Origin of the sequence: Sphaerospermopsis sp. FACHB-1194 (assembly GCF_014696235.1) — a bacterium.
GTDB lineage: Bacteria > Cyanobacteriota > Cyanobacteriia > Cyanobacteriales > Nostocaceae > Sphaerospermopsis > Sphaerospermopsis kisseleviana.
This window is the reverse complement of sequence record NZ_JACJPU010000013.1, coordinates 17,225-40,002: the sequence shown is the minus strand read 5'-3', so window position 1 is coordinate 40,002 and position 22,778 is coordinate 17,225. Positions and strand designations below refer to the sequence as shown.

Here is a 22,778-nt window from a genome sequence, read left to right as displayed (position 1 = left end):
AGTTAGAGGAAGGCTAGAAAACGCTGTGCAGATAACATTTTTAGGAACAAGTTCCGGTGTACCTACAAGATCACGTAATGTTTCCAGTGTGGCACTGAGATTACCACAACGGGCAGAACTATGGTTGTTTGACTGTGGTGAAGGTACACAGCATCAAATTTTGCGGAGTGATCTGAAAATTAGCCAACTCTCCCGAATTTTTATCACCCATCTCCACGGAGATCATATTTTTGGCTTGATGGGACTTTTAGCCAGTTGTGGTTTAGCTGGAAATGTAGACAGAATTGATATCTACGGTCCTGCTGGGTTAAATGAATATCTGCAAAGCGCCTCACGTTACTCACACACCCATTTTTCTTACCCCATCAAAGTACATACTGTTCAACCAGGGGTAATTTACGAAGATGATGAATTTATTGTTAGCTGTGGTTTGTTACATCACCGCATTACAGCTTTTGGTTATCGTGTAGAGGAAAAAGACAGAACCGGACGCTTTGATGTGGACAAAGCCAAAGCTTTACAAATTCCTTCTGGTCCTATTTATGGAAAACTCAAACGCGGTGAAACTGTAACCCTGCAAGATGGAAGAGTAATTAATGGTAGTGAATTATGTGGACCTACGGAAATTGGCCGCAAATTTGCCTATTGTACAGATACTGTTTATTGTGATGGTGCTGTCAAATTAGCCCAAGATGCAGATGTATTAATTCATGAAGCTACCTTTGCCCATCAAGATGCAGATATGGCTTTTCAAAGATTACATTCTACCAGCACAATGGCAGCACAAACAGCTTATTTGTCCAGGGTGAATCAATTAATTATGACTCATTTTAGTCCTCGTTATACTCCCGGTAATGCCATTGAGTTAAAAGATTTGTTGAAGGAAGCCCGTGCGATTTTTCCTAATACTATCATGGCGCATGATTTTATGATTTATGACATACCTAGAAGGCGAGAAGTTGTGAAAAATTAGGTAAGTATTCAGCTATCAGTAATCAGTAATCAGTAATCAGTAATCAGCTTTTACCTAGAGTTAAATAGGGTTTGCTGAATAAACCTAAAACCTTGATATATCAAAGGTTAGAGGCTGATAAACACAGAAATTAGTGCAAGGGTTTTGAAGGGTATACCGGAAAAAGTGTGCATTTTTTGGTATTTCAAGAGATGGCAAAGAAATTTTCCAATCTCCTCCTGACACAAGAGGGCAACCACGGGGGGTTTGCCCCTACTGACTCCTGACTCCTATGCCCTCACGGAAAGACTTTCTCAGCAACCCCTAAATAGCTTTGTCATCATGGTAAACTTTCTGGGAAATGACATACTTAAAATCAATGCAAACTCCACAAATAACCCCTTTGAATAAAAACTATCATTTTCACTATTCCTTTAATAAAAACTCTCTTAAACCAGTAATTCTGTTTTTACACGGGTTTATGGGAAATATTTATGAATTTGATGAAGCAATTCAACTATTAGGTGATGATTTTTCTTATCTTACCCTGGATTTGCCAGGACATGGTAAAACAAAAGTTTTATGCGGTGATGAATGTTATAAAATAGAAAATACCGCCCAAGCTATCATCAACTTATTAGATGAATTAAAAATAGCACAATGTTTTTTAGTTGGTTATTCAATGGGAGGAAGATTAGGATTATATCTCACTTTACATTTTCCAGAAAGATTTATCAAAGTTGTATTAGAATCTGCTTCTCCTGGTTTACCAACAGATGCAGAAAGATTATCCAGGATTAAAGGTGATTATCAAATTACCCGAAAATTAATTAGGATGATTGATAAATCGGAATTTCAGGTTTTTTTACACAATTGGTATAATCAGCCAATTTTTGGTAATATCAAAAATCATCCAGTATATCAAAAAATGATAGAAAGTAGGTTAGAAAATAATCCTTTAGCACTTGCCAAATCTTTGCAATTTATGGGTAATGGATACCAACCTTCTTTGTGGGACAAACTAGAAGCAAATCAAATTCCTTTACTTTTATTAGTAGGTGAATATGATGAAAAATTTGTCCATATTAATACAGCAATGTATTACAGAAATTCATTAGTAACTCAACTGCAAGTCATTCCCAAAGCTGGACATAATATTCACTTAGAAAATACACAGAATTTTGTGGATCATCTGGGAAAATTTTTGTTAGAAAACTAAACTACAATTTTAATACAATTTTAATACAATTTTAAAATCTAACATCATCTAATTTGTTGTGAATCTGGCAAAGAATTTGATGATGGTGGCGCTGGTAATGCTTGAGGATTATTCACTGTTGGTTTATTAGCCAGTGCTAATTCTTCTTGTAAAACCTTTTGATAAACTTGAGGCAAAAAACGAGTATTAGAATTAGTTTCTATCCCATATCCTAAACTTGTCCACGTGGGAGAAAGTCGCCGTAAAACATCATTTAATTTGCCATTACGTAACTGTTGAGAAATATCAACTCCCCAAACTTTAGAATCATTCAACCAACGATAAACTACTACATCTTGATATTCAGCGTCAAAACTATAACTATGCCAAAATCTCAACCCTGGGGGATGAGGATGATAACGGGGTGCAATGTCATACCAAGTAGTATTAATAATTTGATATCTACCCGCAGCAGTAGAACAATTTCCTTTATTTGGACCATTGACAATGGTTACGCATATCTGTGGATGACGACTCAAATCATTCACCTGTTTACCACCATATAACACAGAATAAGGACGTGGAGTGTTAGACTCACTAAAAGAAATCGTCCGCATCAAAGCACGGATGTAAGGATCTCCGTCTTTCATCACCAAAGGCGGATTTTTTCGCTCAAATATGGGATCTATTTTTGATTGCAAATCACCAAAAATGTACCATTGAAAAAGATACACAAAAGCCAGAAGTGATGCAATCGGACCAATTAATTTTTCTACACCTTTGAATTTAATAGTCATTTTTTATCAGTTATTCGTCATTCATTGGGCATTGGGCATTGCTAATAAACATCTTCTGTCACCTGTCACCTGTCACCTGTCACCTGTCACCTGTCACCTGATTTCTTGAAATAATTCCTGGAAGCTTTTAGGGGTAACTTCAGGTTTAGCGACAATCTCGACAATTTTATTACGTGCAGCATTTTCAAACAAAGACTCGACACAAACCTGAGCCACTTTTTGCCGGGGGATGCTACCATCAAATAAAGTATCAGCGCCTTGCATAACTATCCCATCGGTGTTATCTTCGTTTTTCAGCCCTCCAGGTCTGACAATTGTATAAGTGAGTCCACTTTTCTGTATGTATTCCTCAGCTTGTTTTTTCCAGGCTAAAATTAACCAAAACAAGTTTAGCGGATGAAAAAACTGGGAAACACACAAAGAAGAAACCAGGATAAAATGCTCAATTTGCTTGGCTTTTGCTACATCAACTAAGTTTTTCGTACCTTGAAAATCTACTTGATAGGGTCCTGTAGGATCAAAACTGGGTCTTGCACCAGTAGCGCACAGGACTACCGTACTATCACCTATGGCAGCAGTTAGGGTTTCTGGTGATAACACATCCCCCACAACTAACTCAACTTCAGGAGATAGGATAGCTTTAGCTTTTTGGTGATCCCGTACCAAAGCACGAACGGGAATATTTCTGGCTACTAACTCTTGTACAATGCGGCGACCGGTTTCACCTGTTGCACCTGCTACAAATACTTTCATGATTTACGCTATCCTGAGAAACTAATATGTGCTGTTTTCGTTCTTAATTGTAGTGATTCTATGGAGGTGATAACAGACTTTTTGATGTTTTGATGAAATTTGTATTTTTGTGTGAACAAACTCTCCCTGATTGGGAATCAATGGTATAGACAAACTTTTTAAGTATACAGAAAACGCATTTATGGTAGCAAACAACTGGGAATTTCAAACCTTGGAAATAACTGAATCAGTTTTACCAGTGGGTTCAAGCGTAACCTCAGATGAAACACCAGCCAAAGACACTCATGCAGGTCCTAGTAAATTCCATAGCCGTCATCAAGACTGCATGGAAATGTATGCTTCTCAAGAACAGGTTGCTGAATATCTCAATTCCCATTCTTCATGGTTTGTGCGTTGCGCTGAACCTATGAGGGTTGAACCTTTGGGTAAAAATGGTTATGCTTTGGTCATTGGGCGCTTTGGTGCTTTTGGTTATGAGGTAGAACCAAAAATAGGTTTGGAATTGTTAGCACCACAGGAACGTAAATACCACATCCGTACAATTCCTATCCCTAACTACCAAGCCCCTGGTTATGATGTAGACTATAATGCGTCTTTGGAATTAGTAGCAAGTTTGCCGGGGATGACTAGGGTAGAATGGCAGTTAGAGTTGATTGTTGATCTGCATTTTCCCAGATTTATTCACCGTTTACCCCATGCTTTGATTCAGTCTACAGGCGATCGCCTACTGCATCAAATTGTCCGTCAAGTCTCTCGTCGTTTAACTCATAAAGTTCAAGAAGATTTTCATAACTCTCTCAATATTCCTTTTCATCCCAAGAAAAAGTTTTTTGGCCATTAGTCATGGGGCATTGGGCATTGGGCATTGGGCATTGGGCATTGGGCATTGGTTTATTCATCTTCCCCTGCCTCCCCTGCCTCCCCTGCCTCCCCTGCCTCCCCTGCCTCCTGCCTCCTGCCTCCTGCCTTCTATGCGTTGCTGAGAATTTTCAGGACAATTTCTACCCCAGAAACAGCTTGCCAAATAAAAAGTCCTAAAATCCCAAAATTCAACAAAATATGAGTCGCCCGCGCCCAATTTGCCCCTTTTCGCATGAAGGGAGACAAAGACGCAGAAAAGGCGATCAAACCAGTCATTCCCAAACCAGCTAACAAGTGTGGTCCGACAAATAATTTACCGTTATTGATGTAAGTAACAGCCATACCACCTATTGAACCTGCTACCATCAAGGCTAAGATGATCGCCCCTATTTTCTCGTGTTTATCATTAAATTTAGCTTTAATTAGTTCTTTTCTTTCTTCTGCTGAAGCATTTCTGGTACGCTGGACTTGTAAACCTGAGTAAGCAGCATACAGGGACAACGCTAACAATATCCACATTATTGTTGGGTGAACAAACTCTAACCCAAATTTGACCTCTGGAGCAAGTTCTAAACTCATCGCTTGGTTATCCAAATTATTAAATCTTAATAAAACTTAGCATAAATTGATTCATGACTATTTTGTTTTTTCTCTCTTGCTAAAGTGCAGACAACAAGCACAAACTAATTTTTGACGCTTAATCAAGCAATTTCCACCAGGGCGGAATTTATTATATGATTGATAAAAATGATAATTTACTGCTGAATGCGGCAAAAAGCGGCGATATCAAGCGGGTTGGTGAACTATTAGCTACTGGTGCTAATGTGGATGGGTGCGATCGCAACGGCACTACAGCATTAATGTTTGCGGCTAATTTGGGTTATACAGAAATTGTGCGATCGCTCCTAGATTTTGGCGCTAATATCAATTTAACTAGAAAAACATACCGGTTAACAGCGTTAATGTTGGCTGCAAGCAATAATCAAGTTGATATTGTGAAGCTTTTAATATCTAAAGATGCGGATATAAATGCCGTTAATGAAGATGGTAGCACCGCTTTAATGGCAGCAGCCCAAAAAGGTCATCTGGAAATTGTGCAAATTCTATTAAATGCTGGTGCGGATGCTAGTATTACCGACAAAGACGATGATAGCGCCTTAAAACTTGTTATCAAACAAGGTTATACAGCAATTGTTAAAGCCATACTACAAAAAAGTAATTTTGTCAACACCCCAGATGCAGAAGGTGAAACACCCTTAATAATGGCCGCAGACTTGGGAACTTTAGATATAGTACAAACACTGTTATTACACGGTGCTAATCCCAACATCAAAAACCCCGATAGCAGTACAGCACTAATAGCCGCAGCCGCAGCAGGACATAGTAATATTGTTGTAGCTTTATTAGATGCAGGTGCAGAAATTAATCACCAAGACAAAGAAGGAGAAACAGCTTTACACTTTGCCGTGCTAGAAGAATACCAGGATACAGTAAAAATCTTACTTCAACACGGTGCAGATGTAGAAATTAGAAATCATCTAGGAGATACACCCCTACTGATAGCCGCATTCCAAGGATATAGCGAAATAGTAGCAGCTTTAATGAGTGCAGGAGCAGATGCCAATAAAAAGAACTTTGGGGAAGTTGCCCTCACCTTAGCAGTATCTCAAGGACACACCCAAACAGTCAAAGTATTACTTGACAATGGTGCTAACATCAATGTTGTAGCAGATGATGGGAAAACTGCTGTGGTAAAAGCTTTAGTTAGCAACCATCCAGAGATATTCCAACTGCTAATAGAAAAAGGTGCTGATGTGAATTTCCAGGACTCAGCAGGTGCAACAGCGTTAATGTATGCTGCATCAGAAGGTTATACTCAAGCTGTGCAAATGTTAGTTAATCATGGGGCGGATGTCAACTTAAAAAACCAAGGTGGTTATACAGCTTTAATGATTGCAGAATTTAACAGTTATCGCACAATGGCGAATATTTTAAGGCAAGCAGGGGCGCAAGAGTGATATTGAGTCCGGTTTTATTGCTGAGTGCTGATAGCTTATTAAGCAAAACTCCGCTGTAACTGATGTGAGTTTGCTACAACGGAGCAACAAAAAGTTGAAACACCAAGATCAAAAGCTTGAGTTACAAGGGTAGAAAAAAGTAAACCTGAAGACTTAATTTACCTTTTACCTTAGTTTTCTCTATACCTTGATGTTTCCTACTGTGCTAGACATAAACAATATATCAATTTTTATTTTGGCGACAGTATTGGAATTATCATTTTTTGTGTATCGCAATGTAAAATAACAGAAAATCAATCTGTCTTGAGTGTGATTTTCTGCCTATTGATAAGCTTTTGGAACGATTCTATATAAATAATTAAATTTTTAGATTTTTTATATTACAGCAGTTTTCATGTATTTAGACCACACTCTAAATTAATTTCTTTCTTCCTTTGCGCGAAACCTGAATCAAGATGTAGTTCATTTACCTGAAAATAGCTGTAAGTTCGGGTGATTATTTATGATTACCGCATCTGTGCAACAACTAGTAAACTCCTTATGGGTGGGTATGGGTTGTCAAAAAGGAATTTCTTCCGAGTTAATTGATATAGCAATTGAGAGAACTTTTCAAACATATCAGCTTGCTTATACCGATCTTGCGGGTATTGCCAGCATTGATATTAAAGCTTCAGAATTGGGTGTAAGAGAATTTTGCCGAATACATAATTTACCTCTCAAAACCTTCACCGCAGAAGTCTTAGCTGGTGTCAGTGTTCCCAACCCTGGGAAAATAATTACAGAAACAGTAGGAACACCGAGTGTAGCAGAAGCAGCAGCTATTTTAGCAGCATCTCATAATACTTCAGCAGTGAGTTTATTAGTTCCCAAGCAAATTTTCCGTTTACCAGGGGAAGTGGGAGCAGTGACTATAGCAGTTGCAGGATGTAGAGTGTAGAGTAAAAATTAACTTTTTTGCTGACTTTGTATTACTGTCACCTGTCACCTGTCACCTGCCTGTCACCTAAATGTCTTCTGCCTTCTTCAATCTACTACTCTCAGTACATAATTAATAATACTGGAAACAATTGCCAGTACAATAGAGCCGAGAAAAGCAGGTATAAAACCCTGAATTTCAAAACCTGAACCGGGAGTGATAGCACTTGCTAACCACAGAGTTAAGGCATTAATGACAAAGGTAAATAAACCAAAAGTAATCAGGGTAATGGGAAATGCTAACAAACTCAAAATTGGGCGAATGATGGCATTTACCAACCCGATGATAATAGCAGCACCCAAGGCCGCTACAAAAGTCTTGATAATGAAACCTGGTACAATTTGAGATGTTACCAATAATGCTAACGCTGTACCCAGCCAAGTTAATAAAAAGTGTTTCATTTCATCCAATTTTGGATTTTAGATTTTAGATTTTGGATTTTGGATTTTGGATTTTAGATTGATTCTACAGTTGATATCCTCAAACTCAATGCAGCTATTGTGAATTTTTAATTTTTTCAACGTTGCTTGGGTAGTCGCCGCACGAAAGCTTCCCAAGTAGCTGCACCAACCACGCCATCTGGTTGTAACCCATAACGAACTTGAGCAGCTTTGACTGCTGCTTCAGTTCCAGCACCAAAGTCTCCATCTATACCACCTTTGAAAAATCCCAAGGTTTGTAGTAGTCTTTGTAATTTGGTTACTTCCGAGCCTGTGTTGCCTAAACGCAAAATAGGCCATCCCGCTGTAGTATATTGAATCTTAGGATTTCGCTGATTGGGCGGAGTCGGCTGAAAGCTGGTGTTAGGCTTATTTTGGGCAGTTGTCGTTGGTTTGGGAGGATTCGGTTTTGGTACAACTGTGGCGTTATTAACCCTAGTGTTTCTATTGGGTTGAGCAGGAACTCTCAAATTATTACTCAAATTATTACTGGTGGTTGTTGGGACAACAGATGGCAAGGTATTGGCAGCAACGGTTGATACATTAGGGAAAAGTCTTTGCCAAGTAAGAGTATCTACAATACCATCTGGATTTAAGCCCGCTGCTTGTTTAAACCGAGAAACAGCCCTAGCTGTACCTTCTTGATAAACGCCATCTACTGCACCTGTATAAAAGCCTAACAGTGTCAGTGCTGCTTGCAGTTCTGAGACTCGTTCACCTTGACTACCTATTTGCAAAGTAGGGCGGTTGATGTTACCTACTGTACTGACTTGGGCAATTTCTACAGGTGCTGCTATTGATACTCTAGCAGAGGAGGCAAACAGTAAAGGTGTAACGGAAAATAAAAGTAAGTAATAAGACTGTTTTTGTCTTGAGTAGTGGTAAATACTCTTTATCAAGTGATATTTCATATCATCTACCTGGGATATTCTTATGCTCATCTTACAGTTTTTGATAGCAGGAGTCAGGAGTCAGTAGGAGAATTAAAGACATTTTTTCATTTCTGTCCGCCCAGAAAAGTGTAAGGTTTTTGACTGATGACTGTTAACTGATAACTGATTTAATTGCTTCTTCTTGACCAACTAAAGACACAAAAGGTTCCTGTAAATAACTATTAGCTGCTGTCATTGCTAACTTAGGACTGACTTTGTTGATGAGTTCAGGAAATTCATGGTCAAATTCTATTCCTAAACCTAGAATTTCATACCAACCGTATATTTGAGCAATTTGTCCGTTAGTTTGTTTACCGAGGGCATACTGTCCCAAGATTTTATTTTTAGCTGTTTGTAGTTCCTCCGCAGATAGTTCTGTATTACACAGTCTTTCTACTTCTTGGCGCAATCCTGCGAGAGCTATACTGGTATTTTCTGGTGCTGTCCCCATATACACTATAAATGAGGCGGGAAACAGGCGTGTAGAGTAAATAGCAGAGACTTCATAGGCTAAACCTCTTTTTTCTCGTAATTCCACAAATAAGCGGCTAGAAAGCCCATTTCCCAGGTATGTAGCTAACAATTTGAGAGCGGGGTATCCAGGGGCGCTGACTGATGGACCCATATAACCCAACATCACAATTGACTGTTGTGTATTTAAAGGTTTGAGACAAGATTTTGGTGTAACAGAAATAGCGGGTAAATCTAGTATATGCCGTGGTTGCTCTGGTGGTTGCCAATCACCAAAAACTTTTGTGACTAATTCTTGTGCTGCTTCTGGTGTAATGCGTCCAGCAATGCTAATTACTATGTTATCTGGACGAAAATGAACTTGGTGAAATTCTGCTAAGTCTGAACTATTGATACTACTAAGAGTGGTTTCTGTACCTAAAACCGACCGAGAATAAGGGTGTTCTTGGTACATTGCTTGTCGCATTTGTTCAAAAGCGAGGTTAAAAGGTTGCTCTTTTTGGGAGCGAATGTCTTGTAGTGCTAACCGTTTTTCTAGTTCGATTTGATTTTTGGGAAATGTGGGCGATCGCAATAACAAACCAGACAATGCTAAAATTTCTGCAAAATCAGCAGTTACTGTTTTCAACGACAGCAAAAAATAATCAGTACCTGCATCTATACTTAAACTCGCACCCACAGACTCGACTTTTTCAGCAATTTCTAAGCTAGATAAACCATCACAACCTTTTGTCATCACTGCTGATAACAAATGTGCTAAACCTGCTGTTTCTACTTTTTCATAACAGCTACCAGCACGGACAAAAATTCTCCCCGCAATAATATCCGCTGCTGGGTTTTCTGCTACCAATAAAACAATGCCATTTGGTAATACGGTGCGATAGATAGAAGTCTGAGAATTATTTATATTTTGCATTCTTGCTTTTAACAGGTTAATGATGGAAGGAGGCAGGAGGCAGGAGGCAGGAGGCAGAAGGCAGGAAGCAGGAGGTAGGGGAAGCAGGGGAAGCAGGGGAAGCATGGGAAGATGAATAACCCAATGCCCAATGCCCAATGCCCCATGCCCAGTCACTAATATGGCTTGAGAATAGTAACTGCGTAATTTTGCGGTGAAAGATAATTTTGTGCTAATTTTTGCAGTTCTTGAGTATCAAAGGACTGAATTTGCTGTGGGTAGGTAACGGCTAGTTCAGCTTGGGCTATTGTATTATAGTAACCATAAAGAGATGTTAACTGATTTGGTGTTTCCGTTGCAAAGGCATAATCATTACAAAGTGATATTTGCGTGCGCTTCAGTTCTTGCTCGCTAATACCTGTTGTTTGCAAATGGTGTAAATGCTCCTGAATTAAATTCTCTACTCTATCCAGATATTCTGGTTCTAACCAAGCGGTAATTGTCAATAAACTTGACTCTTGTTGTAGGGAAAAATTACTGCAAATTGCTTGTACCAGTTGTTTATCTTCTCGTAAGTCATGCACTAACCGGGAAGTTCTTCCTTGTGCTAATAATACTGATAGCAAATCTAAACCATTTGCATCTTTGAGTTGTTCTACTCCTGGTGCTACCCAAGCCATAATTAACCGCGCTTGCTCTAGGCGTGGTAATATTAACTCCTGTTTTTGAATGCCTGTAATTATTGGTGGTGCTATTTTCTCAGATACAGGAAAATTTGCGTCATCACTAAATTCTGTAAATGTTCTATTGACAATTTCCCAAGCTCTTTCCTGTTCCACTCCCCCTACAACTACTACTGTCATGTTTTCTGGTTGGTAGTGGGAACGATGAAAACACCGCATCGCTTCTGGTGAATGCTGCATTAAATCATGCTCAGTACCTAATATAGAACGTCCATAAGGGTGGTTTTGATAGACGTTTTTCAGTAGTGCTTCAAATCCTATGGCATCAGGATCATCTGCACAAGCACGGATTTCTTCTAATACTACATCTCGTTCCCGAATAAATTCATCTGCGGAAATTGCTGCATTTAGCAATAGTTCGCCTAATTGGGGTAAGGTGTCTGCTAGGTAAGGGGTAGCTGTAGCTAGGTAGTAATGTGCATAATCATGGCTCGTTGCTGCATTACTTACACCACCCATTTTTTCAATGTTATAATCAAATTCCCCTGGTGCTAAGGTGGCTGTACCTTTAAATATCATGTGTTCCAAAAAGTGCGCCATGCCAAACCACGGTTCTGGTTCTAAGTTTGCTCCCGCACGCACCCAAACATCTGCCACTACTACAGGGGTAGCGGGTATCTCCTGATGAATAAATGTCAAACCGTTGTCTAGGCGCAAAACCGAGGCTGGAAACACTGTGTTAGGTATTTTGTTAAGTATGTAGTTTGTCAATTTTTTGTAGGTTCAATCACTATTTGACCTATTTTGGCCATTTTAACTCTAAATTTTATTTGTTTTTGTATCAAGGTATACAGATTTTTTTGCTATTAGCTAAATTGCAGACGGTGATTGGTGATTGGTGATTGGTGATTGGTGATTGGTGATTGGGAACGGGAGTTATTAATTTTGACTTTTGACTTTTGACTTTTGACTTTTGACTTGATACCTCCCCATTTCCCCCGACGTTCTTTAATTTAAATCGCGGTTTTTCATGCGTTCAGGACTACCTGTAGGGATAGCAGCAATTAATTTTTGTGTATATTCTTCTTTTGGTTGACGATAAATACTTTCTGCTGTACCTGATTCAACTATTTTACCTTGATTCATGACTAAAATGCGATCGCTCATAAATTTGACCACACTTAAATCATGGGAAATAAAAATATAAGTCAATTGAAATTCTTGTTGCAGTTCTTTTAACAAGTTCAAAACTTGCGCTTGTACGGAAACATCCAAAGCGGAAACTGATTCATCGCAAATAATAAACTTGGGATTTAAAGCTAAAGAACGAGCAATACAAATGCGTTGACGTTGACCACCAGAAAATTGATGGGGGTAGCGTTTCATATCATCAGCACTTAATCCCACTCTTTCTAAAAGTTCTGCTGCTCTTGCTTTTCTTTGTTGTTTGGTTTCTCCCACAGAATGAATTAATAAAGGTTCCATAATCGCTTCCCCAATTTTCATTCTTGGGTCAAGAGAACTAAAGGGATTTTGAAACACTATTTGCATTTTACGTCTTAATTTCTGTAGCCTTTCTCCTTGGAGATAAGTGATATTTTGCCCATCAAAAATAATTTTACCAGCCATTGGTTGAATCAATCTTAATAAGGTTCTACCTAAAGTAGTTTTACCACAACCTGATTCTCCTACCAATCCCAAAGTTTCTCCTGGATAAACTGCAAAGGAAACGCCATTTACCGCTAAATGATAACGTTTTGTGCCTCCAAAAACTCCCCGAATCGGAAACCCAACTTTCAGATTATCAATTTGTAAAAGTGGTTTTTGTGTGATGAGATTTTCTAATCTTGTGTTAATTTCTTCTTTAGTAACTTCTGGTGGTTGTGCTGGCTCTTTGGCTTGAATTATAACTTGACCGTTGGCATTTTCCTCAACAATCATGTAATCAGAAACAGTCAACAATTTTTGAGGACGACGGTTAAGAGTCGGACGACAAGCGACTAAACCTTTAGTATATGGATGTTGAGGATAAGTAAATATTTGTGAGGCTGAACCATATTCAACAATTTTACCTTTATACATTACTGCAACTTGATCAGCAATTTCAGAAATTAAGCCCAAATCATGACTAATAAAAATCATCCCCATGTCGCGGCTTTGTTGTAATTCTCGCATCAAATCAATAATTGTTGCTTGTACAGTTACATCTAAAGCTGTAGTCGGTTCATCAGCAATTAACAGTGATGGATTACAAGAAATTGCCATTGCAATCATTACCCTTTGTAACTGACCTCCAGAAAGTTCATGAGGGAAACGTTCTAACATTGCTGCTTTATGTTCCTTCACTAATTGCACTAACTGAAAATCACTGTGTAGAGGTGTTTTTGGGTGAGTTAAATGCCAATTATCAAGATATTGCTGTTGTATTTTCTCATCACTAGGTAAAAGTTTAACTTCTTGTAAACCTGCGATCGCAATTCTTTTGGCTTCAGTTATACTAACTTTTTGATGTCGCATAATTGCTTCTGTTAGCTGAAAACCAATGTTATAAACTGGGTTTAAAGAACTCATGGGTTCTTGGAAAATCATCGCCATATCTCCACCCCGGTAAAGCTGCATTTCTTCAGCAGGTAAAGCTAATAAATCCAGAGGTTTAGCATTTTCCTGGGGACGAAACAAAATCTCTCCCCCACTCACCTTACCGGGATATTGCAACAAACCCATAATTGCCAGTGCTGTCACCGATTTACCACTTCCAGACTCTCCCACTATTCCTAGAGTCTCACCACGACGTAAATTAAAGCTGATATCATCCACAGCTTTAATCTGACTACCATCACCGGAAAATTCAACTTGTAGATTGCGAACCTCTAGAAAAGTCTCTCTCATAAGTCTGGGTTAGTAATTAATGAGGGAATAGGGAACAGAGTATAAAAGACTATTTTATATCAAGTCCGTTGAAATAGTGATCATATCTGTGAGGTTTGGTAATGGGTAATGGGTAATGGGTAATGGGTAATGGGTAATGGGTAATGGGTAATGGGTAATATTATTCCCAATCACCAATCACCAATCACCAATCACCAATCACCAATCACCAATCACCAATCACCAATCACCAATCACCAATCACCAATCACCTATAACTTAGGTAAAATATCTGGAATCAAATTACCGGGAACTTTAGATAAAGCCAAATTTTGACCTTGGATACCTAACTCATTATGAAAAGTGCGAATTATTTTGACTATATGGTTGAAAGTTGTGTGATAACCTTCTGTGTTTTTTACCAATCTGCCCAAAGCTTGTACATGATTATCTAAAGATGCTTCTAAATGCTGAGAAATAATTTTTTTATCACCCTTGAAAGATGGATCTGTAACTAATTGATAATGGGCTAAAGCCAAGTTATTCTGTGTTGCCAAAACATCAAAACTGAAATTAATCTGATTTAGAGAATTAGCCAGTGTGAGAGTTTCTTCATAAGTCTTGATGCACAATTGTAGGAAATTTTGGCGAATGTCCTTAGTTACTTGTGGTAAATTTGCTATATGCCAATAAGCAGTAGCCAGATTATTCTTGGTAGCAGCACAAGCAGCAGGAATATTATTTGGTGTCCGATATTTCAAAGCTTCCCGGTAAAAATCAACTGCTAATTGTAAATTTTCCAATGGTGTTTCATATTGAGATAAATTCCAATAAGCAGTACCGATGTTATTTTGAATCATACCATATTTAATTGGTTCATCTTCAGGTTGATAGTGAGCAAGTGCGAAATTATAAGCTGCGATCGCTTTTTTGAGATGTTCCACAGGATCACTATATTGTCCTAAATGCCAGTATGCAGTCCCCAAGTTATTTTGGCAAGCAGCATATTTTAAAGGATCAATTTCTTCGGTGCGGTAGCGCAGTGCTTCATTGTAAGCTTTAACTGCTTCCTGCCAATTTTCCACCGGGTTAGAAAACCTTGTTAAATCACCATAAGCTGTGGCTAAATTATTTTGTACACGGGCATAAATTTCCGGTTGACTATCAGGTGTAATCAGTTTGATGGCTAACTGATAAAATTCTATTCCCTGCTGGATATAAGTTTTTGCTTCTTCACTACTTCCTGGTGTGCGGTGCAACATCCAATATAGTGTTCCCAAATCATTTAAAGTATCTGGAAGTTGGGGTGAAGTATCATCATAGCTAACAGCTTCCTGATAGGCAATAATAGCTACCATCAAGTTTTCTAAACTTGACTGTCCCTGTTCAATACGTAACCGATATAACGTTCCTAATTTGTGATAAGCTACTGCGAGTTCTTCCCCAGAAGCTTGCTGAATTTTTAATTTTTCAATTTCCCAAAGTAGTTGTTTTGGTTGTAAGTTTTCCTCTACATCTTCAGCAAGATTCGGATTTAGTGATTCTTTGAATAGTGAAATCAATTCACCACTAATATGCAAGAAAGATGAAAGCTCAGGTATAATATCTTCCTTGGTAGATGTTGTCGATGATGGCTGTGATTCATATTCTATACTTACAGAAGTATCTTCAAAAAAATCATCATCTTCAGTAAAATTAAATTCTTCAATAGCCTTGTTAATCTCCTCTTGTGAGGTGATTGATTTATCAACAACTGATTTTTCTAGATTGCCTAAATCAACACTTCGCAAACTAGAGAAATTTTCTGGATAACTGCGATTTTCTAACGTTGGTGTTGGTTCTCCAGTAAATATAAATACACCAGTTCGACATTGCCAAAATTTCGGTGCTGATTGCTGAATAGCATACAACCAAGGACGAGGAACCCAAAACAATAAACTAGATTCTAAAAATGAACTGGTTTCTTGGTTAGCAAAATACTGTTCACTTAATCGAAGATAGTGCAGAAACAAACGCTGTACCGCTACTGATTGTTTCGTCAGCAGTTCCACACCTACAATCTGAAATGCTGGTATTGGTAAAGGACGGCCAGGACTGTCTTTTGATTCCCCAACCACAGGAGGGGGATAATTAGCTAACCATTGATTTATCTGCGCTATGGGATTGGGATCATTTAAATTAAGTCGCAATGTGACTAATCGTGGATAAGCTGGAGTGCTAATTCCCTCTGTCTCTACTGGGTGATATAACACTTGCCCGACTGGATAAGCCAAGGTAGAATGCAACCGAGTAGCTACTTGATTTCTCAAGTGTAAGTCATCACATACGGCAAAAAATATTTGTCGTCGCAAACCTATACTCAGAGCAAATTTTAGGCGTTGATATACTTGCCGATTCAAGGTAAAAATATCTGTAGTTAAAGTTTCATTCACGCTCATAGTGGCTACAACAGCCTAAATACAATATACATAACTGATTGAAAAATCTCCTTAATTCTGATTTCAGGTAAATGTATTTTTTTCAGGATGAATCAAGTTTTCCAGGTTTAATCACAATAGACGTATATATTTATACTTAACTTCTCTTTGATCTTAGCAAAAAATAAAAAAAATCAGGTTACTCCTGAGATGGAAACCTGAAAATCTGAAAACATTAAATTTTATTAAATTATTTTGCTTTTGTTTTTAGTTGACATTGGACACGGTAAAGGCGACAAAAATTAAACCACCTACCAAAAGAGCAGCAGCAATTCCTAAAATAATATAATTGCGCTTTTGTCCATCCGTAGGTGGTTCTGCTTGATAAACCTTGGGTTCTTGGGCAAAATTATTGAGAAGACCGCCTTCTTCGTTGGTATAGGGCATGAAGTTGTTCCTTGTTATCTTCTTTTATTTAATGTGCATTCATTATATAGCAACTAGATTTGATTTGTAATAACTGTAAAATAGGAAATAGATATATCCCCAACTTATGAAAAAAGCTGAAGATATAGATATTAAGCTTTTTAAAGTTCAGTTACTTCTCCAGAGCCAAAAGTTGATACAAAGTTTTACAAATTGCTATAAAAATTAACACAACTATCCCTAAATCTGGATAATTGATTAGCAGCTATTGTGACTCACATTCCCGTTTCGTAATAAAATGCCGATAACGAAACATCGCTTCTAACTGCAATTGAATTAACCAACCACTGACAAATTCCACTCCATCACCACCAGGCATAGAATAAGAAATATTATCAGTTAATCTAGTCTTTCCATCTTCTGCTGTAAACTCATGACGATGCACCCAAGACTCAAAAGGTCCCGATATTTGTACATCAGTAAACAACCGATATTGTTCAAAATCTGTATGACGCGCTAACCAAGTTAAAGGTAAAAGTCCAATAAATAATTTAAACTCAGTTATTGCACCCTCATCAAGTCCCCCTTCTCGACGCAATACCTGTACAGGTTGCCAAGGTGGGGTAAGTAGCTGTAAAATATCTTGTCTTTCATGGAATTTCCAAACTACTTCGACAGGTGCGTTAATAATAGAAGAATGAGTAAAGTACAGCATGAAACGAAAAACCTTCACTTTAACCTTTAATTAGGGTTTGCTGAATAAACCTAAAACCTTGATATATCAAAGGTTAGAGGCTGATAAACACAGAAATTAGTGCAAGGGTTTTGAAGGGTATACCGGAAAAAGTGTGCATTTTTTGGGATTTCAAGAGATGGCAAAGAAATTTTCAAATCTCCTCCTGACTCCTGACTCCTGACTCCTGACTCCTATGCCCTCACGGAAAGACTTTCTCAGCAAACCCTAATTAACCTTCATATTCGGTGTCTATTTCAATATCCAGTGTATCTTCATCAATTCTGATATACAAAATATTGGGACGACAACAAACTTGACAATCTTCTACATAATTTTGCAGCATTCCTGCACTAATATCAATAAAAGTTGTGTTTTCTTCACCACAATAAGCACAATAAAATTCTGATGTATTTTGCATTTTTTTCAATGTGTAATTTTCAGTCTTTATTTAACTGGGGAAGCAGAACGAAAATGACTCGTTGCTTCATGTAAATGTTTTATTAGTGTAGACTGTGGTAAAGGTCCTTGCAAGTGATTCCAAGGTAAAATTTTCTCTGTTGACCAATGACTATAAACGTAAAAATCTAAATCGGGAATTTTCCCTTTTAACTCTTTAAAAGCACGTTTATAACTTCCCAAAGAATCACCAAAACCACGAGTTAATTCTAACAGATGGGAAAGTCTGCGATCGCCTCTCGATAACAAAGTTTGTATAATTGACCAATTATAACTTTCTGGACGAAAATCTATACCTTGGGGTTTTAGCTGTTTTTGTAAAAATTGTAACCGTTTTTCAGATTGTTTATTTACCCCAAACCACTGAAAAGGAGTGTGTGACTTAGGTACAAAAGTGCTACACCCTAGAGTTAACCGCAAACCAAAAGCAGCTTTTTTAACAGCTTTCATCATTGCTACCGTAGCATCTAAATCTTCCGATTCTTCCCCCGGAATACCCACCATCCCATATAATTTTAAACTAGATAAACCCCCAGCTTTCGCATTGACAGCAGCTTGAATAATTTCCTCATTATCTAATTTTTTATTAATAATTTGACGTAAATTTTCCGAACCACTTTCTACAGCAATAGTCAAAGAACGAGTATCACGTTTTGCTAAAGTTGCAGCTAACTTTTCTGTAACCGTATTCGTTCTTACTGAAGCAACACTCAAACGCACATCATCATATTTTGGTTGACTTATATAATCTAATAACTCAGAAAATTCAGGATGTTGTGTCACTGAAGCACCCAACAAACCCAGACGGTTAGTAACTTTTAAACCTTGTTCAATAGCAGGAATTAAAGATTTTTCTAAACTCGCAGTTCTAAAAGGTAAAGTTAAATAACTCGCTAAACAAAAGCGGCACATTTCAGGACAACTCCGCACCACTTCCACCATAAAAATATTTTCCCAAGCTGCTTTTTCAGTAACAACAGTAGAAGCAGAAAGAGTATTTCCTCGATAAGTTTGCTTTTGAATAACTGTGGGAATATGACTATCAAGAGGATGAATAGATTTTATTTCTCCATCATCACTAGCATATTCAACATCATATAAACTAGGAATATAAATTCCCGGAACTTGCGCTAACCTGTTTAATTTAACTTTCCGTGTTGCGTTTCTAACTTCTTGATAAGCATCAATAAAACTACTTAATAAAATTTCCCCATCACCCAACAAAACCACATCAAAAAAATCGGCAAAAGGTTCAGGGTTAGCAGTCAAAACCGGACCACCACCAAAAACGAGAGGATGATTTTCGGTTCTATTGCTTGCACGCAGAGGAATATTTAAAGATTCCAAAAGATTAAAAATATTCACATAATCTAATTCCCAAGACATAGAAAAACCCAAAATTTCTGGATGTCTAGGAAGTTGTTCTTGAATATCAGTAAATAAACGACTCACCTGTAAATCATCACGCATCGCTAAAGTTGCCCAAACCACCTGATAACCAAGACTGGTTATACCCACAGTGTACTCATTGGGGAAAGCGAAAATTAAAGGAATAGCGTCATTTTTAGGGGTTGCTGGGGTAAATAAAAGCTTTTCCGAGTCAAATACAGATGATGTCACAGGTCTTTATAAAAAGTAATCTATATATAATTATAAACCAAATTAGCAAAAAATAGTAGATTCAGCGGCAATCTGCAAAATTAATATTTCATCTGCGTTTATCTGCGTTCATCTGCGTTAAATCTTCCTGAAAATACATCTTCAAATTACATCTTCAAATTACATCTTCAAATTACATCTTCAACGAGTGCAAGGGTTTATCAAAACTAAACCCTTACAGAACAAATACTATCTATATTTAATTTTCAACCAGAGAATAATAAGATTTAAAAATAAAGTTATCCCATTAGCCATAATAATCGGTACAGCACCCAGAATCATCCCATAAACCAACCACAAAAACAACCCAGTCATAAAAGTAATCAGCATCACAAAAGAAACATCCTTAGCTGATTTTGTTTTCCAGGTTTGGAACATTTGCGGTAAAAACGCAATAGTGGTTAATGTCCCTGCTGCTAATCCCAATGTGTTAATAAAATCCATTTTCTTGAATCGTTAAAATTAAGATATTATCATATAATATAGCAGTTTACGGACGGTCAGGATGCCCATCCCACAAGGGACAAGATAGGATAATTTATTTTTTCTGCTTCTGTTTTTTCAGATAAGCTGTTACACAGCTAAATTGTATAATCCTAATATTCTGAACTCTTGTTTAACAGGCAAGATGCCTGTTCCACTTATACAAATTAAATGCACAACAGCTTATTCTTTAGCCCCAGCAACGCTGCCAACTCATCTGCCAATAATTCACAAATTATAGTCTTGATCATGGGTGGATAATCTTAGAGGATGTTTGAAAATTTGTATTATCTATTCAAAGCAGATGATGATTGTGAATATTAGACATCTCCAGAAAAAAAAATTATGGAACCTATTTATGGGGGCAGGTCGAAGTTTATGGGATATCTAGATGTCTGATTTTTCCGTTAAATTATCGCCCATAAGCTTCGCCCCTACAACTTATGACAAATTAATACATTCTATTTTGGAGAGGTCTATTGGCATAGCCAATTAAAGTATAACGAGTAATCAATAGTAAAAACAAAACTCTATAAGGTCTAAAAACCTCATAGAGTAGCATTTATAAAGAAGTGGGCAGTACCAGACTCGAACTGATGACATCCTGCTTGTAAGGCAGGCGCTCTACCAACTGAGCTAACCGCCCGTGTTTTCCTGACTTAATTAATATAGCACAGGCTTTTTAAATTTTGCAAGGGGTTGGGAAAAAATTTTTTTTGGGGAATAGGACTTAGGCAAGATTCAACTCAAAACCTGATTCTTGCGTGGGGGTAATTCATGAATTACCCCTACTGATCTTCTCCAGAGACTATCAATGAAGATCAGAAGTCGGGGATCTGGGTATAGGGATCTGGGTATACTGAAGTTTGACTTTTGACTTTTGACTTTTGACTTTTAAAATATGCCTTCTGGACAAACACACGATCGCATTACTATTTGGTCTGTACCTGTGGTAGCAGGTATCACTTTAATTTCCACTCGCAGCAGTAGTGTGACGTTGTTGGTTGCTGGTGGGTTTATGTTTGGTGGTTTGATGTTTGGTCCTGACTTGGATATTTATTCTCGTCAGTTTCAACGCTGGGGGTTTTTGCGTTGGATATGGCTACCTTATCAAAAAAGTCTGCGTCATCGGTCTTTTTTATCCCACGGTCCAATTATTGGTACTACTTTGCGGGTGGTGTATCTAACCACATTTTTAGCAGTTGTAGCGATTTTGGTTTTGGTGATTTTCGCTAAATTGGGTAATGTGGCTTTGAATTGGGGGGAAGTTTGGAAAAGTGTGGGACGGACTATATCAATATATTATGGAGAATTTTTCGCTTTGTTTTTGGGGTGTGAACTTGGTGCTATGAGTCATTCTCTGAGTGATTGGACGGGTTCAGCTTATAAAAGGTTTCAAAAACAAGGTGTACAGGGATTGCTACCCAGTGGCAAAATAAAGAAGCGTAAAGTTAATAGTCGTGGTAAACGTAGTTCTCAACCCAGAACTAACAAAAGCCGCACTAAGTCTTAACGAAGGCAGGAGGCAGGAGTCAGGAGGGTTTAAGCTGATTACTAATAGATGAATACTTACCCGCAGAATACACAAAAAGCACAAAATTCTAACTTATTATGGCAGAAAATCACAATCAAACTTTAGCAGCGTTACAAGAATTAATTGATATAGTGGCAAAATTGCGATCGCCTGATGGTGGATGTCCTTGGGACTTAGCACAAACGCCGGAAAGCCTGACACCGTATATCATTGAAGAAGCTTATGAGGTGGTAGACGCGATTCAAACAGGTGATAAAAAGGCGATCGCCGAAGAATTAGGAGATTTATTATTACAGGTAATTTTACAAGCACAAATAGCTAGTGAACATGGTGATTTTACTTTAAAAGAAATTGCCGAAGGTATTTCTCAAAAATTAATTCGTCGTCATCCTCATGTATTTGGTGATGTCACAGTAGAAAATGTAGAAGAAGTACGTCAAAATTGGGAAACTATCAAAGCTGCGGAAAAAGGAGAAACCTTAGAAAAGCAAAAATTGAGTGATAAATTAGATCGTTATCGTCGCAGTCTTCCCCCATTAAATGCAGCCATGAAAATTTCTGAAAAAGCTGCTGCTGTAGGGTTTGAGTGGAACAATATCGAGGAAGTTTGGGATAAATTTCACGAAGAATTAGGGGAATTTCAACAAGCATTAGCTGAGGAAACCCCGGAAAGACAAGAATCAGAATTAGGTGATTTATTATTCGCAATTATTCAATTAGCCAGATGGCATAAACTTGATCCGAGTGCAGGTTTACAAGGTACAAGTTTACGATTTATTCAAAGATTGCAAAAAATGGAAGATGTCATAGATCGTCCTTTAACAGATTATAGTTTAGCAGAATTGGATGCACTCTGGCAACAGGCAAAAGCTAAACTAGCTAAAGAATAGGGACTGGGGATTGGGGATTGGGGAAAAAGTGTATTTTTAGATTAAAGTTAGTTAAATAAGCTGTTGTGCATTTAATTTGTATAAGTGGAACAGGCATCTTGCCTGTTAAATAAGAGTTCAGAATATTAGGATTATACAATTTAGCTGTGTAACAGCTTATCAGCCAAAATCTATATTATTTCCTATTATTTTGTTAGGAATTATTTTTGTATATTTATTATTCCCTATGGGTTATTCCCTATTGCTGATTATCTTGTCAACGTCGAGAAATTATAGAATTTCTCACTAAAAGCCTATAATAGAAATATATGTAATATTGACACATTTTCAAAG

22 protein-coding genes and 1 tRNA gene are annotated in these 22,778 nt (G+C 37.7%); 8 read left to right on the top strand and 15 right to left on the bottom strand.

The features are described 5' to 3' along the window. Positions 1-25: 25 nt before the first annotated feature. Positions 26-973 (top strand): ribonuclease Z, encoded by a 948-nt coding sequence (locus tag H6F45_RS10080; protein WP_190347101.1) that lies wholly within the window; start codon positions 26-28, stop codon positions 971-973. Between the two features lie 358 nt (positions 974-1,331). Further along, positions 1,332-2,171 (top strand): 2-succinyl-6-hydroxy-2,4-cyclohexadiene-1-carboxylate synthase, encoded by an 840-nt coding sequence (gene menH, locus H6F45_RS10075; RefSeq protein WP_137668029.1) that lies wholly within the window; start codon positions 1,332-1,334, stop codon positions 2,169-2,171. Positions 2,172-2,215: 44 nt separating this feature from the next. Here menH and H6F45_RS10070 read toward each other — a convergent pair whose 3' ends face one another. After that, positions 2,216-2,947, bottom strand: coding sequence for a glycoside hydrolase family protein (locus H6F45_RS10070; protein ID WP_137668019.1), 732 nt, complete (start codon positions 2,945-2,947; stop codon positions 2,216-2,218). Positions 2,948-3,040: 93 nt separating this feature from the next. Continuing rightward, positions 3,041-3,700: an SDR family oxidoreductase gene (locus H6F45_RS10065; RefSeq protein ID WP_190347100.1), complete on the bottom strand. Its 660-nt coding sequence runs from the start codon at positions 3,698-3,700 to the stop codon at positions 3,041-3,043. 181 nt (positions 3,701-3,881) lie between these two features. On the opposite strand from H6F45_RS10065, the gene H6F45_RS10060 reads away from it, so the two are divergent. Beyond that, on the top strand, positions 3,882-4,541 hold the full coding sequence (locus H6F45_RS10060; protein ID WP_137668017.1) for a DUF1997 domain-containing protein: 660 nt from the start codon (positions 3,882-3,884) through the stop codon (positions 4,539-4,541). A 128-nt stretch (positions 4,542-4,669) separates the two neighbouring features. Here H6F45_RS10060 and H6F45_RS10055 read toward each other — a convergent pair whose 3' ends face one another. Further along, a complete protein-coding gene (locus H6F45_RS10055; protein WP_096567047.1) occupies positions 4,670-5,140 on the bottom strand; it encodes a DUF4079 domain-containing protein in 471 nt (156 codons plus the stop codon). A gap of 155 nt (positions 5,141-5,295) precedes the next feature. Here H6F45_RS10055 and H6F45_RS10050 point away from each other — a divergent pair, with 155 nt between their 5' ends. After that, the gene (locus H6F45_RS10050) at positions 5,296-6,579 is read left to right on the top strand and encodes an ankyrin repeat domain-containing protein (protein ID WP_190347099.1); all 1,284 of its coding nucleotides are present in this window, start codon (positions 5,296-5,298) and stop codon (positions 6,577-6,579) included. A 502-nt stretch (positions 6,580-7,081) separates the two neighbouring features. After that, on the top strand, positions 7,082-7,516 hold the full coding sequence (locus H6F45_RS10045) for a cobalamin biosynthesis protein (protein WP_096567051.1): 435 nt from the start codon (positions 7,082-7,084) through the stop codon (positions 7,514-7,516). Positions 7,517-7,602: 86 nt separating this feature from the next. Here H6F45_RS10045 and H6F45_RS10040 read toward each other — a convergent pair whose 3' ends face one another. The 5 genes from H6F45_RS10040 to H6F45_RS10020 all read right to left on the bottom strand — a co-directional run bounded on the left by H6F45_RS10040 (position 7,603) and on the right by H6F45_RS10020 (position 13,865). Next, a complete protein-coding gene (locus H6F45_RS10040) occupies positions 7,603-7,956 on the bottom strand; it encodes a phage holin family protein (protein ID WP_096567052.1) in 354 nt (117 codons plus the stop codon). Positions 7,957-8,072: 116 nt separating this feature from the next. Continuing rightward, positions 8,073-8,906, bottom strand: a complete 834-nt coding sequence (locus H6F45_RS10035) for a peptidoglycan-binding protein (RefSeq protein WP_137668682.1) — start codon at positions 8,904-8,906, stop codon at positions 8,073-8,075. A gap of 133 nt (positions 8,907-9,039) precedes the next feature. Beyond that, positions 9,040-10,314, bottom strand: coding sequence for a pitrilysin family protein (locus tag H6F45_RS10030; protein WP_096567057.1), 1,275 nt, complete (start codon positions 10,312-10,314; stop codon positions 9,040-9,042). A gap of 155 nt (positions 10,315-10,469) precedes the next feature. After that, entirely contained in the window at positions 10,470-11,711 is a 1,242-nt protein-coding gene (locus H6F45_RS10025; protein ID WP_137668683.1) for a pitrilysin family protein, read from the bottom strand. Positions 11,712-11,984: 273 nt separating this feature from the next. Next, positions 11,985-13,865 (bottom strand): ABC transporter ATP-binding protein, encoded by a 1,881-nt coding sequence (locus H6F45_RS10020; protein ID WP_190347098.1) that lies wholly within the window; start codon positions 13,863-13,865, stop codon positions 11,985-11,987. Between the two features lie 150 nt (positions 13,866-14,015). On the opposite strand from H6F45_RS10020, the gene H6F45_RS10015 reads away from it, so the two are divergent. Then, a complete protein-coding gene (locus H6F45_RS10015; protein ID WP_190347097.1) occupies positions 14,016-14,180 on the top strand; it encodes a hypothetical protein in 165 nt (54 codons plus the stop codon). Here H6F45_RS10015 and H6F45_RS10010 read toward each other — a convergent pair. From H6F45_RS10010 to H6F45_RS09980, 7 genes are all read right to left on the bottom strand, one after another. Next, positions 14,117-16,282, bottom strand: coding sequence for a tetratricopeptide repeat protein (locus H6F45_RS10010; RefSeq protein ID WP_137668680.1), 2,166 nt, complete (start codon positions 16,280-16,282; stop codon positions 14,117-14,119). The two genes, H6F45_RS10015 and H6F45_RS10010, sit on opposite strands and share 64 nt — an antisense overlap. 246 nt (positions 16,283-16,528) lie before the next feature. After that, positions 16,529-16,708 (bottom strand): ssl1498 family light-harvesting-like protein, encoded by a 180-nt coding sequence (locus H6F45_RS10005; RefSeq protein ID WP_137668679.1) that lies wholly within the window; start codon positions 16,706-16,708, stop codon positions 16,529-16,531. A gap of 244 nt (positions 16,709-16,952) precedes the next feature. Further along, entirely contained in the window at positions 16,953-17,402 is a 450-nt protein-coding gene (locus tag H6F45_RS10000) for an SRPBCC family protein (RefSeq protein ID WP_096567069.1), read from the bottom strand. 250 nt (positions 17,403-17,652) lie between these two features. Next, a complete protein-coding gene (locus tag H6F45_RS09995; protein WP_137668780.1) occupies positions 17,653-17,841 on the bottom strand; it encodes a CPXCG motif-containing cysteine-rich protein in 189 nt (62 codons plus the stop codon). A gap of 26 nt (positions 17,842-17,867) precedes the next feature. Continuing rightward, a complete protein-coding gene (locus H6F45_RS09990) occupies positions 17,868-19,499 on the bottom strand; it encodes a radical SAM protein (RefSeq protein ID WP_137668781.1) in 1,632 nt (543 codons plus the stop codon). A 228-nt stretch (positions 19,500-19,727) separates the two neighbouring features. Beyond that, positions 19,728-19,982, bottom strand: a complete 255-nt coding sequence (locus H6F45_RS09985) for a SemiSWEET transporter (protein WP_096567075.1) — start codon at positions 19,980-19,982, stop codon at positions 19,728-19,730. 612 nt (positions 19,983-20,594) lie between these two features. Continuing rightward, positions 20,595-20,667 (bottom strand) — tRNA-Val (locus tag H6F45_RS09980). Between the two features lie 255 nt (positions 20,668-20,922). Between H6F45_RS09980 and H6F45_RS09975 the strand changes: the two genes are divergently transcribed. Then, positions 20,923-21,534, top strand: a complete 612-nt coding sequence (locus H6F45_RS09975; protein WP_190347096.1) for a metal-binding protein — start codon at positions 20,923-20,925, stop codon at positions 21,532-21,534. 98 nt (positions 21,535-21,632) lie between these two features. Further along, on the top strand, positions 21,633-22,445 hold the full coding sequence (gene mazG, locus H6F45_RS09970) for a nucleoside triphosphate pyrophosphohydrolase (protein ID WP_190347095.1): 813 nt from the start codon (positions 21,633-21,635) through the stop codon (positions 22,443-22,445). Positions 22,446-22,778: the final 333 nt, after the last annotated feature.

What these genes read in the sequence shown, in the direction of transcription:
- menH (WP_137668029.1), top strand. Translation starts at nt 1,332, where the DNA reads ATGCAAACTCCACAAATAACCCCTTTGAATAAAAACTATCATTTTCAC.
- H6F45_RS10070 (WP_137668019.1), bottom strand. Translation starts at nt 2,947, where the DNA reads ATGACTATTAAATTCAAAGGTGTAGAAAAATTAATTGGTCCGATTGCA.
- mazG (WP_190347095.1), top strand. Translation starts at nt 21,633, where the DNA reads ATGGCAGAAAATCACAATCAAACTTTAGCAGCGTTACAAGAATTAATT.
- H6F45_RS10045 (WP_096567051.1), top strand. Translation starts at nt 7,082, where the DNA reads ATGATTACCGCATCTGTGCAACAACTAGTAAACTCCTTATGGGTGGGT.
- H6F45_RS10010 (WP_137668680.1), bottom strand. Translation starts at nt 16,282, where the DNA reads ATGAGCGTGAATGAAACTTTAACTACAGATATTTTTACCTTGAATCGG.
- H6F45_RS10000 (WP_096567069.1), bottom strand. Translation starts at nt 17,402, where the DNA reads ATGCTGTACTTTACTCATTCTTCTATTATTAACGCACCTGTCGAAGTA.
- H6F45_RS09995 (WP_137668780.1), bottom strand. Translation starts at nt 17,841, where the DNA reads ATGCAAAATACATCAGAATTTTATTGTGCTTATTGTGGTGAAGAAAAC.
- H6F45_RS10015 (WP_190347097.1), top strand. Translation starts at nt 14,016, where the DNA reads ATGGGTAATATTATTCCCAATCACCAATCACCAATCACCAATCACCAA.
- H6F45_RS10005 (WP_137668679.1), bottom strand. Translation starts at nt 16,708, where the DNA reads ATGCCCTATACCAACGAAGAAGGCGGTCTTCTCAATAATTTTGCCCAA.
- H6F45_RS10060 (WP_137668017.1), top strand. Translation starts at nt 3,882, where the DNA reads ATGGTAGCAAACAACTGGGAATTTCAAACCTTGGAAATAACTGAATCA.
- H6F45_RS10020 (WP_190347098.1), bottom strand. Translation starts at nt 13,865, where the DNA reads ATGAGAGAGACTTTTCTAGAGGTTCGCAATCTACAAGTTGAATTTTCC.
- H6F45_RS10030 (WP_096567057.1), bottom strand. Translation starts at nt 10,314, where the DNA reads ATGCAAAATATAAATAATTCTCAGACTTCTATCTATCGCACCGTATTA.
- H6F45_RS10040 (WP_096567052.1), bottom strand. Translation starts at nt 7,956, where the DNA reads ATGAAACACTTTTTATTAACTTGGCTGGGTACAGCGTTAGCATTATTG.
- H6F45_RS10035 (WP_137668682.1), bottom strand. Translation starts at nt 8,906, where the DNA reads ATGAAATATCACTTGATAAAGAGTATTTACCACTACTCAAGACAAAAA.
- H6F45_RS09985 (WP_096567075.1), bottom strand. Translation starts at nt 19,982, where the DNA reads ATGGATTTTATTAACACATTGGGATTAGCAGCAGGGACATTAACCACT.
- H6F45_RS09975 (WP_190347096.1), top strand. Translation starts at nt 20,923, where the DNA reads ATGCCTTCTGGACAAACACACGATCGCATTACTATTTGGTCTGTACCT.
- H6F45_RS10065 (WP_190347100.1), bottom strand. Translation starts at nt 3,700, where the DNA reads ATGAAAGTATTTGTAGCAGGTGCAACAGGTGAAACCGGTCGCCGCATT.
- H6F45_RS10050 (WP_190347099.1), top strand. Translation starts at nt 5,296, where the DNA reads ATGATTGATAAAAATGATAATTTACTGCTGAATGCGGCAAAAAGCGGC.
- H6F45_RS10055 (WP_096567047.1), bottom strand. Translation starts at nt 5,140, where the DNA reads ATGAGTTTAGAACTTGCTCCAGAGGTCAAATTTGGGTTAGAGTTTGTT.